Origin of the sequence: Rhizobacter sp. (assembly GCF_031412495.1) — a bacterium.
In the GTDB taxonomy this organism is placed as follows: domain Bacteria; phylum Pseudomonadota; class Gammaproteobacteria; order Burkholderiales; family Burkholderiaceae_C; genus Schlegelella_A.
On the sequence record NZ_JANODC010000463.1, the window covers coordinates 1 to 11,732 of the forward strand.

Below are 11,732 nucleotides of genomic sequence, written 5' to 3' on the forward strand. Positions count from 1 at the left end.
CGGAGCTGACCGAGTACCGGACCCTGGCGCCGGAGCGCGTCAAGTGCTGGCCGGCCGGCACCGGCCGCGCGCTCGCCGTCTGGCTGCGCACGCGCGGCATCGAGCCGCAGTGGATGGAGCTGCCGCCCGGCAAGCGCGCCACCGAGGTCGACGTCGAATAGAAAGGCTTAGATGGACGCTCAGAAGGAAGTCGATACACGCGGCATGAACTGCCCGCTGCCCATCCTCAAGGCGAAGAAGGCGCTCGCGGACATGGCGAGCGGCGATGTGCTGAAGGTGGTCGCCACCGACCCCGGATCGGTACGCGACTTCCAGGCGTTCGCGCGGCAGACCGGCAACGAGCTGGTCGAGCAGACCAGCGCCGACGACGAGTTCGTGCACTACCTGCGCCGCCGCTGATCCCCGATGTCATCCTGAGCGGAGCGAAGGATCTCAGCGCGCGCGCCGAGACTCTTCGCTTCGCTCAGAGTGACAGGGCGCGCTCGGTGACAGGGGCGCTCAGAGCGACAGGCTGCGCAGGTAGCGCCGGAAGTCGGCGCCGAGTTCCTGATTGGCGAGCGCGAGCTCGACGTTGGCCTGCAGGAAGCCTTCCTTGCTGCCGCAGTCGTAGCGCTTGCCTTCGTAGCGGAAGGCGTAGACCTTCTCGGTCTTCATCAGCGCGGCGATGCCGTCGGTGAGCTGGATCTCGCCGCCGACGCCGCGCGGCTGGGCTGCGATCTGCGCGAACACGCCCGGCGTCAGCACGTAGCGGCCGGAGACGCCGAGCAGCGACGGCGCGACCTCGGGCGCCGGCTTCTCCACGAACTGCTGGACGTCGACGAGGCGGTCGCCGACCGCCGTGCCGGCGACGATGCCGTAGCGGCGGGTGTGCTCCGGCGGCACTTCCTGCACGGCGACGATCGACGCCTGGCGCTCGTTGAACTGCTCGACCATCTGCGCCAGGATCGGCGGGTTGCCGATCATCAGGTCGTCGGGCAGGAGCACCGCGAAGGGATGGTCGCCGACGACGTGGCGGCCGCACAGGACCGCGTGGCCGAGCCCGAGTGCCTGCGGCTGGCGCACGAAGACGCATTCCATGTCGTCCGGCTTGACGGCGCGAACGATCCGCAGCAGCTCGGCCTTGTTCGACTTCTCGAGCGCTTCCTCGATCTCGAAGGTGCGGTCGAAGTGGTCCTCGATCGCCCGCTTGTGCCGGCTGGTGACGAAGACCATCTCGCGGACACCGGCGGCGTAGGCCTCCTCGACGGCGTACTGCATCAGCGGCTTGTCGACGATCGGCAGCATCTCCTTCGGCAGCGCCTTGGTCGCCGGCAGGAAGCGGGTGCCCAGGCCGGCCACCGGAAATATCGCGTGTCGGACCGTCATCTTCATACAATCGTTCGGGAGCTCCGCAGGATTCTTGCACGCACTCCCGCGCGCAGCAGGCGAAGGATGACATTCCCCCATGGATCTGCTCGTCGTCGACACCCTGGAAGCCGATGTCATGGAATGGCTCGGGGCGCGGCATCGGGTCCGGCACGCCCCCGAGCTCGCCTTCGCCCCGCGCGAGCTGCGGCGGGCGCTCTACAACGTGCGCGCAGCCATTGTCCCTTCCTCGGTCAGCGTCGATGCCGAGATGCTCGATTTCGCGCCGGCGCTGCGCGCTGTCGGCCGCGTCAACGCCGGCTCCGAGAACATCGATCTGGAGGCTTGCGAGCGCCGCCACGTCGAGGTCGTGCGCAGCCTGACGGCGAGCGCGCGCGCCGAGGCCGAGTTCATCATCGGCGCGATGCTGTCCCTGCTGCGCCGCGTGCCGGTGCGCGGGCCCGACGGCTCGGTCGCCGGCCGCGAACTCGGCGGCACCACCATCGGCATGGTCGGCATGCCGCCGGCGGCGCGCCTGATCGCGCAGCTCCTCTCCGGCTTCGGCACGAAGATCATCGGCTACGACCCGTCGCTGCACGCCAACGACGGCGTCTGGCCGCTGTGGCAGGTCCTGCCCGTCGGCCTGCGCGACCTGGTCGAGCGCGCCGACGTGCTCTGCGTCCAGCTCGACTACTTCAGCCGCTACCACGGCCTGTTCGGCGAGCGCTTCCTGCCCTACTGCAAGCAGGACCAGGTGCTCGTGAGCACCGGCCACTCCGGCCTGTTCGATAAGCGGCGCTGGCCACGGCACTGAAGACCGGGCGCATGGCCGCGGCCTGGCTCGACAGCGTCCAGCCCGGCGCGCTCGACCCCGACCGCCCGCTGCACGGCATCGAGACGCTGCAGGTGACGCCGCGCGTGGCCGGCACGACGCGCGAGTCGCGTCAGCGCAGCGCCTGGGCCGTGGTCCGGCGCATCGACGAGCTGCTCGAGGCCGCGCCGTTCGCCGGCCGCGACTTCAGGGCGACGATTCCAGACGCGCTCGCTGGTCCCGAAGCCGGTTCATCGTGGCCATGAACTCGGCCACGCGCTTGCGCTCCTGATCCACGACGGCGGCGGGGGCGCGGGCGACGAAGCTCTGGTTGCCCAGCTTGGCCTCGGCGCGGGCAATCTCGCCGGCGAGGCGGTCGATCTCCTTGCCCAGGCGTGACAACTCGGCAGCGAGGTCGATGCGCACCTCGAGAGCGATCCGCGTCGTTCCGGCCACTGCCACCGGTGAATTCCGCGTCGCCTCGGCGAAGGCGGCGTCGCTGTCGAGCAGCGTCACCTCCGACAGGCGGGCCAGCGCTTTCAGCAGCGGCGTTGCCTCGCGCATGAAGGCAGCGTCGCCGGTCGCATTGAGCGGCACGCGCTCCCCGGGCGGCAGGCTCATCTCGCTGCGCAGTGCGCGGCAGCAGCCGACCACCGCCTTGAGCTGCGCCATCCAGGCGTCGGCCGACGGATCGACGCGCTCGAGCTGGGCCTGGGGGTAGGGCGCGCCGACGATGCCGTGCGCTTTGTCGGGCGAACGCCGGCCGGCCGCGACCGACACCCGCTCCCACAGTTCCGCGGTGATGAAGGGCGTGATGGGGTGGAGCAGGCGCAGGACGGTCTCGAGCACGCGCAGCAGCGTCCGCCGCGTCGCCCGGCGCGCCGGCTCGCCGGCATCGTCGCTGCCCTCCGGCTTGTGCAGCTGGACCTTGGCGATCTCGAGGTACCAGTCGCAGTACTCGTCCCAGACGAAGGAATAGATCGCCTGGGCGACCGCATCGAGCCGGTACTCGGCGAAGCCCTGCGCGACGGCCGCCTCGACGCGCTGCAGCTCGCCGGTGATCCAGCGGTCGGCGGGCGAGAAGCTCAGGTAGTTGTGGAACGGCCGGCCCGGCGCGCACTCAGCCTTCGTGTGCTCGGCCAGGCCGCAGTCCTGTCCGTCGCAGTTCAAGAGCACGAAGCGGCTCGCGTTCCAGAGCTTGTTGCAGAAGTTGCGGTAGCCCTCGCAGCGCTTGGAATCGAAGTTGACGTTGCGGCCGAGGCTCGCCAGCGAGCAGAAAGTGAAGCGCAACGCGTCGGCGCCGAAGCCCGGGATGCCGCTCGGGAACTCGGCGGCGGTGTCCTTCCTGACCTTCGGCGCCGTCTCCGGCCGGCGCAGGCCGGTGGCACGCTTCGCGAGCAGCGGCTCGAGGGCGATGCCGTCGATCAGGTCGACCGGATCGAGCACGTTTCCTTCCGACTTGCTCATCCGCTTGCCCTGGGCATCACGGACCAGGCCGTGGATGTAGACGTCCCGGAACGGCACCTGGCCCGTGAAGTGCAGCGTCATCATGATCATCCGGGCGACCCAGAAGAAGATGATGTCGTAGCCGGTGACGAGCACCGACGACGGCAGGAACAGCTCGAGCTCCTTCGTCTGCTTGGGCCAGCCGAGCGAGGAGAAGGGGACCAGCGCCGATGAGTACCAGGTGTCGAGGACGTCGGGGTCGCGGGTCAGTCCCTTTGCTAAGACTTCGGTTAGGCGCTCGACGATCTTGGCTTGCTCCCAAGGTTGCAATTGAGGAGCTCGTTGTGACCGAACAGCTGACAGTTCTTCTGAAAGTTTCCCTTCGAACTTCGCTCGAGCTTCCTCTTCGTTACGAGCGACGAAGACAATTCCGCGGTCGTCATACCAGGCCGGGATCTGGTGCCCCCACCAGAGCTGGCGCGAGATGGTCCAGTCCTGGATGTTCTTCATCCACTGGTTGTAGGTGTTGACCCACTGCTCGGGGAAGAACTTCACCGCGCCGGTCTCGACCGCCTCGATGGCCTTGCCGGCGATGCTCGTGCCGTCCCGGCCGGGCTTCGTCATCGCCACGAACCACTGGTCGGTGAGCATCGGCTCGACGACCTGCCCCGTGCGTACGCAGATCGGCACCGCGTGCCTGTGCGGCACGGCCTTTTCCAGGAACTGCTGCGCCTCGAGGTCGCGCAGCACCGCCTTGCGCGCCTCGTAGCGGTCGAGGCTGCGGTACGCGGCCGGGCCGTTCTCGTTGATCTTCGCGTCGAGGGTGAAGATGACGATCAGCGGCAGGCCGTGCCGCGTCGCGACCTGGTAGTCGCTGAAATCGTGCGCGCCGGTGATCTTGACCACGCCCGAGCCGAACTCGCGGTCGACGTAGGCGTCGGCGATGACCGGGATGCGCCGGTCGCAGAGCGGCAGGTCGACGAGCTTGCCGACCAGGTGCCTGTAGCGCTCGTCTTCCGGATGCACGGCGAGGGCGCCGTCGGCGAGCATCGTCTCGGGCCGGGTCGTCGCGATGTGCATGCCGCGCATCGGCTTGCCGTCGGCGTCGGGCTGCGGGCCATCGCTGAACGGGTAGAGGATGTGCCACATCGTCCCGTCGCGCTCCTCGTTCTCGACCTCGAGGTCGGAGACGGCCGACAGCAGCACCGGGTCCCAGTTGACGAGCCGCTTGCCGCGGTAGATGAGGTCTTCCTCGTAGAGCGAGACGAAGGTGTCGGTGACGACGGCCGAGAGCCGCTCGTCCATCGTGAAGTACTCGTGCTTCCAGGCGACCGAATCGCCGAGGCGGCGCATCTGCCCGGTGATGGTCGAGCCGCTGGCCTGCTTCCAGTCCCAGACCCGGTCGACGAAGGCCTTGCGGCCGAGATCGTGCCGGCTGACGCCCTTTTCCTGCAGCTGGCGCTCGACGACGATCTGCGTGGCGATGCCGGCGTGGTCGGTGCCCGGCACCCACAGCGTGTTCTCGCCCTTCATGCGGTGCAGGCGGACCAGCGCATCCATGATGGTGTGCTGGAACGCGTGCCCCATGTGCAGCGTGCCGGTGACGTTCGGCGGCGGCAGCTGGATGCAGAAGGAGGGCTTCGAGGCATCGAGCGTCGGCTCGTAGACGCCGCTTTCCTCCCAGAGCGGACCCCAGTGGGCCTCGATGGCGGCGGGGTCGAAGGACTTGGCGAGATCGGTCATGGTGTCGACGGTCCGGCGATCAGGCGCCGTGGGCCCAGTTCTCGAGCTTCAGGCCGGGGACACGCTCGAACTCGCGCGTGTTGTTGCTGACGAGAATCGCCCCGAGCGCATGCGCATGGGCGGCGATGAGCGTGTCGTAGGGGCCGATCGGCGTGCCTTGCGCGGCGAGCCAGGCGCGCAGCGAGCCGCTCAGCTCGGCGGCACCGTCGTCGAAAGGGGCGATTTCGAGCGCGGCCAGGAACCGTCGCAGCGCCTCGAGGTTGCGGGCCGATGCGCTGCGGGCGACGCCGAAGTGCAGCTCGGCGGCCGTGACCGCCGACACGCCGAGCCCGGCCGAGGCGTTGCGTCGCAAGGCCTCGAGCACGTGCGGCGGCCGCTCGTTGATCGAGTAGATGCAGATGTCGGTGTCGAGCATGTAGCGCATCAGCGCTCCCTGCGGACCGGATCGCGCTGCTGATCCGCAGGCTGCTCGCGCACGAGCGGTGCAGCCGGATCGAAGCCGGAGAGCGCATCGATCAGGGCCTCTGCGCCCTGCTCGGGGACGGCGCTCAGGACGATCTCGCGCCCGACCTTGCGGACATGCACGACGGGCACATCGAAGCGGAACTCCTTCGGCAGCCGCACGGCCTGGCTGCCGCCGTGGGTGAAGATCTTTGCGAGGGCCATGGCACCCCTCCGGGCACGAAAAACAGAAGTATACACGGCGTATCTACTACAGAGGGGCGGCCACTCGGCCCCGACCTCTGCAGGACGCCTTCTCCTCTACATCAGCAGGTGCTCGCCGGCGTTGTCGCCGCCCAGGATCACGTAGTTGACCTTGCGGATGTCGGCGAGCCGCGTGCCGCCGGCATAGGAGATCGAGCTCTGCACGTCCTCGCGCATCTCGCGCAGGGTGTCCTCGAGCCGGCCCTTGATCGGCTCGAGGATGCGCTTGCCCTCGACGTGCTTGTACTCGCCCTTGTTGAAGTCGGAGGCCGAGCCGTAGTACTCCTTGAACAGCTTGCCGTCGACCTCGACGGTGCGGCCGGGCGACTCTTTATGGCCCGCGAACAGCGAGCCGATCATCACCATGCAGGCGCCGAAGCGCACGCTCTTGGCGATGTCGCCGTGGTCGCGGATGCCGCCGTCGGCGATGATCGGCTTGGTCGCGACGCGGGCGCACCACTTCAGCGCCGAGAGCTGCCAGCCGCCGGTGCCGAAGCCCGTCTTCAGCTTGGTGATGCAGACCTTGCCGGGGCCGACCCCGACCTTGGTCGCGTCGGCGCCCCAGTTCTCGAGGTCGATCACCGCCTCCGGCGTGGCCACGTTGCCGGCGATGACGAAGGCGTCTGGCAGCTTCTGCTTGATGTGATCGATCATGCGATGCACCGTCTCGGCATGGCCGTGCGCGATGTCGATCGTCACGTAGTCTGCGCCGAGGCCTTCGGTGGCGAGCCGGTCGATGGCCTGGCGGTCGGCCTCCTTGACGCCCGAGCTGATCGAGACGAAGAGCTTCTTCTCGCGCATGCGCCGCGCGAAGGCGACGTTGTCGACGTCGAAGCGGTGCATCACGTAGAAGAAGTCGTTCGCAGCCAGCCATTCGGCGATCGGCTCGTCGACCACCGTCTTCATGTTCGCCGGCACGACCGGCAGGGCGAAGCGGCGCGGTCCGAACTCCTGGGCCGGATCGCACTCGGCCCGGCTCTCGACGCGGCACTTGCGCGGCAGCAGCAGGACGTTGTCGTAGTCGAAGATTTCCATGCGGGCCCTGGCCCAAATTCTAAGCGTCGGCCCCTTCCGCACCGGCGTGTCGGGCGATTCGCTGCCGGACAATGGCCGGATGCTTCCTGAAAGAGACACCAGCCCGTCCCGGCTGCTGGAAGGGTTGAACCCCGAGCAGCTCGCCGCCGTCACCCTGCCGGCGCAGCCGGCCCTGATCCTGGCCGGCGCCGGTTCCGGCAAGACGCGGGTGCTGACGACCCGCATCGCCTGGCTGATCCAGACCGGCCAGCTCACGCCGGGCGGCGTGATGGCCGTCACCTTCACCAACAAGGCCGCCAAGGAGATGCTGGTCCGCCTCGACGCGATGCTGCCGAACCCGGTCCGGGGCATGTGGGTCGGCACCTTCCATGGCCTGTGCAACCGCTTCCTGCGCGTGCACTGGAAGCTGGCGGCGCTGCCGCAGGGCTTCCAGATCCTCGACACCGCCGACCAGCTCTCGGCCGTCAAGCGCATCGTCAAGGCGATGAACCTCGACGAAGAGCGCCATCCGCCGAAGCAGCTGGCCTGGGCGATCGCCGGGGCCAAGGACGACGGAGCGCGGCCCAAGGACATCGAGGTCAAGGACGAGCAGAGCCGCGTCCTCGTCCAGGTGTACGAGGCCTACGAGGCGCAGTGCCAGCGCGAGGGCGTTGTCGACTTCGCCGAGCTGATGCTGCGCACCTACGAGCTGCTGCGCGACGACGCGCCGCTGCGCGAGCACTACCAGCGGCGCTTCCGGCACATCCTCGTCGACGAGTTCCAGGACACCAACCGGCTGCAGTACGCGTGGCTGAAGATGTTCGCCGGCCCGCCCGAGCACGGCTGCGCGCTCTTCGCCGTCGGCGACGACGACCAGAGCATCTACGCGTTCCGCGGCGCCCAGGTCGGCAACATGGCGGCGCTCGAGCGCGAGTACCGGGTGGAGACCGTGATCAAGCTGGAGCGCAACTACCGCTCCTTCGGCAACATCCTCGACGCCGCCAACGAACTGATCTCGCGCAACTCTCGGCGCCTCGGCAAGAACCTGCGCACCGAGGTCGGGCCGGGCGAGCCGGTGCGCGTGCACGAGGCGCCGAGCGACTACGCCGAGGCGCAGTGGTTCGTCGAGGAGGCGCAGCAGCTGCACCGCGAGGGCACGCCGCGGCACGAGATCGCGCTCCTCTACCGCAGCAACGCGCAGAGCCGCGTCCTCGAGAGCGCGCTCTTCAACGCCCGCATCCCGTACAAGGTCTACGGGGGCTTGCGCTTCTTCGAGCGCGCCGAAGTCAAGCACGCGCTGTCGTATCTGCGCCTGATCGAGAACCCGAACGACGACACCAGCTTCCTGCGCGTCGTCAACTTTCCCGCCCGCGGCATCGGCGCGCGCACCATCGAGCAGCTGCAGGACGCGGCACGGGAGAGCGGGCGCAGCCTCTGGCAGAGCGTCGGCTCGCTGGCCGGCAAGGGCGGCCACAACCTGCAGGCGTTCACGGTGCGCATCGATGCGATGCGCGCCGCGACCACCGGCCAGACCCTGCGCGAGATCATCGTCCACATGCTCGAGGCGTCGGGACTGGTCGACTTCTACAAGGCCGACCGCGAAGGCAAGGAGCGCCTCGAGAACCTCGAGGAGCTGGTCAACGCTGCGGAAGCCTTCGTGACGCAGGAAGGCTTCGGCCGGGACGCCGTGGCCCTGCCGCTCGACGAGGTCGGCGCGGCCAGCGGGTTCGCCGCCTTCGCGGGGTCGGCACTCGACGGCGCCGCCGGCCGGGCCGAGTACACGACACCCGGGGCCGAGATCGTGACCACCGGCGAGGTGATCGCGCCGCCGCGCATCGCCCCCGACGCGGAGACGGGCGAGATCATGTCGCCCTTGGCCGCGTTCCTGACGCACGCCTCGCTCGAGGCCGGCGACAACCAGGCCCAGGCCGGGCAGGACGCCGTCCAGCTCATGACCATCCACTCGGCCAAGGGGCTGGAGTTCGACTGCGTCTTCATCACCGGGCTCGAGGAGGGCCTGTTCCCGCACGAGAACTCGGCCGGCGACCTGGATGGCCTGGAGGAGGAGCGCCGCCTCATGTACGTGGCGATCACGCGGGCGAGGCGGCGCCTCTACCTCAGCTTCGCGCAGACACGCATGCTGCATGGGCAGACCCGCTACAACGTCAAGAGCCGCTTCCTTGACGAGCTGCCCGAGAGCGCGCTGCGCTGGATCACGCCGCGCAACCAGAGCTTCGGCTCCGGCTTCGCCCGCGACTACCAGCAGGCCTGGCAGCGCGGCTCGGGGCTGCACTCGATCGTCGGCGCCGGCCGCGCCGAGGCGCGCCCGCCGGCAATCGTGCCGAAGGCACCGTCGCACGGCCTGCGTCCGGGCCAGGGCGTGTTCCACCCCAAGTTCGGCGAGGGCGTGGTCGTGACCCTCGAGGGCAGCGGCGAGGATGCTCGCGCGCAGGTCAATTTCGGTCGCCACGGCATGAAGTGGCTGGCCCTCAACGTGGCCCGGCTGACGCCGGTCGACTGAGCCGGCGGCTGCTGTCGCCGCCGTCCGGCACCCGGCTTGCCCCGGACGCCCAGAAGGAGTCTTCATGAACGTCTTCCCCAGCTCCCGCCGCCTCTCGGTCGCCGTTCTTCTCGGCAGCGTCCTGCTCGGCGGCTGCGCGTCGACCCAGCTGGACGCGCAGTGGAGCGACCCCCAGCTTGCCGGCAACCACTACCTGCGGGGGGCACGGGTCCTGGTCGCCTGCGACACCTTCGAGCTCGTCCTGCGCCAGATCTGCCAGGACCAGCTCGCCGCGGAGGTCTCCCGCCGCGGCGGGAACCCGGTCTTCCCGCCGCCGGGCGTGGCCATCGCCGCCGATCGATCGCTCGACGCGCAGCTCCTGCCGGCGGCGCGCGATGCGGGCGCCAAGGCGGTGATGGTGATGACCCTGGCCGCGGCCGTGAGCGAGGTCAGCCCGGGCGTGTCGATCGGCTTCGGCGGCTTCGGCTTCGGCCGCCATAGCAGCGTCGGCGTCGGCATGGGCGTGCCGATCGGCGGCGGCAGGGTCACGACCGGCTACACGGCGAACAACCGCGTCACCGACGTGCAGAGCGGGCGCCTGGTGTGGACGGCGAAGGCGACGGCGCCGCCGTCGGGCGACGTCGGCGCACAGATCGGCGAGCTGTCGAGATCGGTGCTGACCGCCGCCGATCAGTCCGGCCTGTTCTGACCCGAGCCCGCTCGCGCGAGATCCCGGGACGCGACCTCAGGCGGCGACCGGCCCCGGCCGGCCCGCCTCGACGACGAAGCGTGCTGCCGTCGTGATGCCGCTGCCAGGGTCGAGCGGCCGGTCGACCGTCTGCAGGCGCACCGCGACCTGCCCGGGGGTGACCTCGATGCTCGCGTAGCCGCGCTGGCTCGATCGGCCGAGCAGGATGTGCGGGTTGAAGCCCATGGCCGAGTCGATGCGCGACTGCGCCAGGCCGAGGCTGGAGATCGAGGTGCCGCAGAACTCGCTCGCGACCACCGGCGCGCGCGGGTCGTCGTAGTCTGCCTTCAGGGCGGCGACGTAGTTGCCGTGCGCGTCGCCGCCGAGGACGACGACGCCGGGCAGTCGCTTCTCGGCGACGACGTCGAGCAGGCGCCTGCGCGCCGGCGCGTAGCCGTCCCAGCCGTCGGTCCAGTAGCTGCCGCCTCCGTGCGCCGGATCGGCCCAGGAGAAGGGGGCCATGAGCGTCTGCTGCGCCAGCAGGTTCCACGGCCGAACCGAGTCCCACCCATCGGCCAGCCAGCGCTCCTGCGCGGCACCGAGCAGGGACCGGCGCGGGTCGGCCAGGGCCGCGCATTCGGACGCAGGCAGGGTGATGCCGCCGCCGCGCCCCGGCCGCGGGCAGGCCTGCGGGTCGCGGTACTGGCGGTCGTCCAGCAGGTGAATGCGCGCCAGGCTGCCCCAATCGAGCCGGCCGACGATGCGCATGTCGGCGCCGACGGGGCGCGCCGAGCGCGGGAAGGGCATGTGTTCCCAGTAGGCGCGGTAGGCCGCCGCGCGTCGGGCCGGGAAGGCCGGGTCGCCGTCGGCGCCTTGCAGGCCGGCGTAGTCGTTGGCGACCTCGTGGTCGTCCCAGACCATGAGCCAGGGTGCGGCGGCATGCGCGGCCTGCAGCAGCGGGTCGGACTTGTAGGTGGCGTAGCGGGCCCGGTACTCGGCGAGCGTGCGCGCCTCCGTGCCTTCATGGCGGCGGATCGCGTCGGGCCGCGACGGCGTTTCGTAGATGTAGTCGCCGAGGAAGAGGACGAGGTCGGGGCTCTCGGCCGCGACGTGGCGCCAGGCCGCGTAGTGGCCGACGTCGTAGCGCTGGCAGCTCGCCGTGACGAGGCGCAGCGTCGCCGCCGCATCGGCTCTGGGCGCGGTCCGCGTTCGCCCGACGCCGCTCTGCTCGCCGAGCGCAGTGAAGCGGTACCAGTAACCACGGCCGGCGTCGAGCCCGGCCGGCTCGGCGTGGACACTGTGCGCCCAGGCGGCCTCGGCGCTCTCCTGGCCGCGGGCGACCACGTCGCGGAAGCGCTCGTCGCTCGCGATCTCCCAGCGCACCGGGACTCGATCCGGCAGGCCGGCGCCCATGAGGCGCGTCCACAGGACCATGCCGTCCGCACGCGGGTGACCGGAGGCGACGCCGAGCGAGAAGCGCG

The 11,732-nt window shown here is 70.0% G+C and carries 11 protein-coding genes; 5 read left to right on the top strand and 6 right to left on the bottom strand.

Translation table 11 applies throughout. The annotated features are described in order from the left end of the window. Positions 1–171 precede the first annotated feature (171 nt). Positions 172–399, top strand: coding sequence for a sulfurtransferase TusA family protein (locus tag AC30N0_RS17255; RefSeq protein ID WP_489519127.1), 228 nt, complete (start codon positions 172–174; stop codon positions 397–399). A gap of 99 nt (positions 400–498) precedes the next feature. On the opposite strand, the gene galU is transcribed toward AC30N0_RS17255, so the two are convergent. Continuing rightward, the gene (gene galU / locus AC30N0_RS17260; RefSeq protein WP_489519128.1) at positions 499–1,365 is read right to left on the bottom strand and encodes a UTP--glucose-1-phosphate uridylyltransferase GalU; all 867 of its coding nucleotides are present in this window, start codon (positions 1,363–1,365) and stop codon (positions 499–501) included. 79 nt (positions 1,366–1,444) lie between these two features. Between galU and AC30N0_RS17265 the strand changes: the two genes are divergently transcribed. Next, entirely contained in the window at positions 1,445–2,158 is a 714-nt protein-coding gene (locus tag AC30N0_RS17265; RefSeq protein ID WP_489519129.1) for an NAD(P)-dependent oxidoreductase, read from the top strand. 11 nt (positions 2,159–2,169) lie between these two features. Continuing rightward, positions 2,170–2,421 carry a hypothetical protein gene (locus AC30N0_RS17270; RefSeq protein WP_489519130.1) on the top strand — a complete coding sequence of 84 codons (252 nt, stop codon included), beginning with the start codon at positions 2,170–2,172 and terminating at the stop codon, positions 2,419–2,421. On the opposite strand, the gene AC30N0_RS17275 is transcribed toward AC30N0_RS17270, so the two are convergent. From AC30N0_RS17275 to AC30N0_RS17290, 4 genes are all read right to left on the bottom strand, one after another. After that, a complete protein-coding gene (locus AC30N0_RS17275; protein ID WP_489519131.1) occupies positions 2,363–5,344 on the bottom strand; it encodes a valine--tRNA ligase in 2,982 nt (993 codons plus the stop codon). The genes AC30N0_RS17270 and AC30N0_RS17275 overlap by 59 nt on opposite strands. 19 nt (positions 5,345–5,363) lie before the next feature. Continuing rightward, positions 5,364–5,768 (bottom strand): type II toxin-antitoxin system tRNA(fMet)-specific endonuclease VapC, encoded by a 405-nt coding sequence (vapC, locus tag AC30N0_RS17280; RefSeq protein WP_489519132.1) that lies wholly within the window; start codon positions 5,766–5,768, stop codon positions 5,364–5,366. After that, positions 5,768–6,010, bottom strand: coding sequence for an antitoxin (locus AC30N0_RS17285; protein ID WP_489519133.1), 243 nt, complete (start codon positions 6,008–6,010; stop codon positions 5,768–5,770). Before AC30N0_RS17285 ends, vapC begins: the two co-directional genes overlap by 1 nt. Before the next feature lie 96 nt (positions 6,011–6,106). Continuing rightward, entirely contained in the window at positions 6,107–7,084 is a 978-nt protein-coding gene (locus AC30N0_RS17290) for a GMP reductase (RefSeq protein WP_489519134.1), read from the bottom strand. A 79-nt stretch (positions 7,085–7,163) separates the two neighbouring features. Between AC30N0_RS17290 and AC30N0_RS17295 the strand changes: the two genes are divergently transcribed. Next, positions 7,164–9,584 (top strand): UvrD-helicase domain-containing protein, encoded by a 2,421-nt coding sequence (locus AC30N0_RS17295; protein WP_489519135.1) that lies wholly within the window; start codon positions 7,164–7,166, stop codon positions 9,582–9,584. Between the two features lie 64 nt (positions 9,585–9,648). Further along, complete coding sequence (locus tag AC30N0_RS17300) at positions 9,649–10,272, top strand: hypothetical protein (RefSeq protein ID WP_489519136.1); 624 nt, start codon at positions 9,649–9,651, stop codon at positions 10,270–10,272. Positions 10,273–10,308: 36 nt separating this feature from the next. Here AC30N0_RS17300 and AC30N0_RS17305 read toward each other — a convergent pair. Next, on the bottom strand, positions 10,309–11,732 hold a 1,424-nt coding region (locus AC30N0_RS17305), incomplete at its 5' end, for an alkaline phosphatase D family protein (RefSeq protein WP_489519137.1).

Coding starts and splice junctions, on each gene's coding strand:
- AC30N0_RS17255 (WP_489519127.1), top strand. CDS start 172: ATGGACGCTCAGAAGGAAGTCGATACACGCGGCATGAACTGCCCGCTG.
- galU (WP_489519128.1), bottom strand. CDS start 1,365: ATGACGGTCCGACACGCGATATTTCCGGTGGCCGGCCTGGGCACCCGC.
- AC30N0_RS17265 (WP_489519129.1), top strand. CDS start 1,445: ATGGATCTGCTCGTCGTCGACACCCTGGAAGCCGATGTCATGGAATGG.
- AC30N0_RS17270 (WP_489519130.1), top strand. CDS start 2,170: ATGGCCGCGGCCTGGCTCGACAGCGTCCAGCCCGGCGCGCTCGACCCC.
- AC30N0_RS17275 (WP_489519131.1), bottom strand. CDS start 5,344: ATGACCGATCTCGCCAAGTCCTTCGACCCCGCCGCCATCGAGGCCCAC.
- vapC (WP_489519132.1), bottom strand. CDS start 5,768: ATGCGCTACATGCTCGACACCGACATCTGCATCTACTCGATCAACGAG.
- AC30N0_RS17285 (WP_489519133.1), bottom strand. CDS start 6,010: ATGGCCCTCGCAAAGATCTTCACCCACGGCGGCAGCCAGGCCGTGCGG.
- AC30N0_RS17290 (WP_489519134.1), bottom strand. CDS start 7,084: ATGGAAATCTTCGACTACGACAACGTCCTGCTGCTGCCGCGCAAGTGC.
- AC30N0_RS17295 (WP_489519135.1), top strand. CDS start 7,164: ATGCTTCCTGAAAGAGACACCAGCCCGTCCCGGCTGCTGGAAGGGTTG.
- AC30N0_RS17300 (WP_489519136.1), top strand. CDS start 9,649: ATGAACGTCTTCCCCAGCTCCCGCCGCCTCTCGGTCGCCGTTCTTCTC.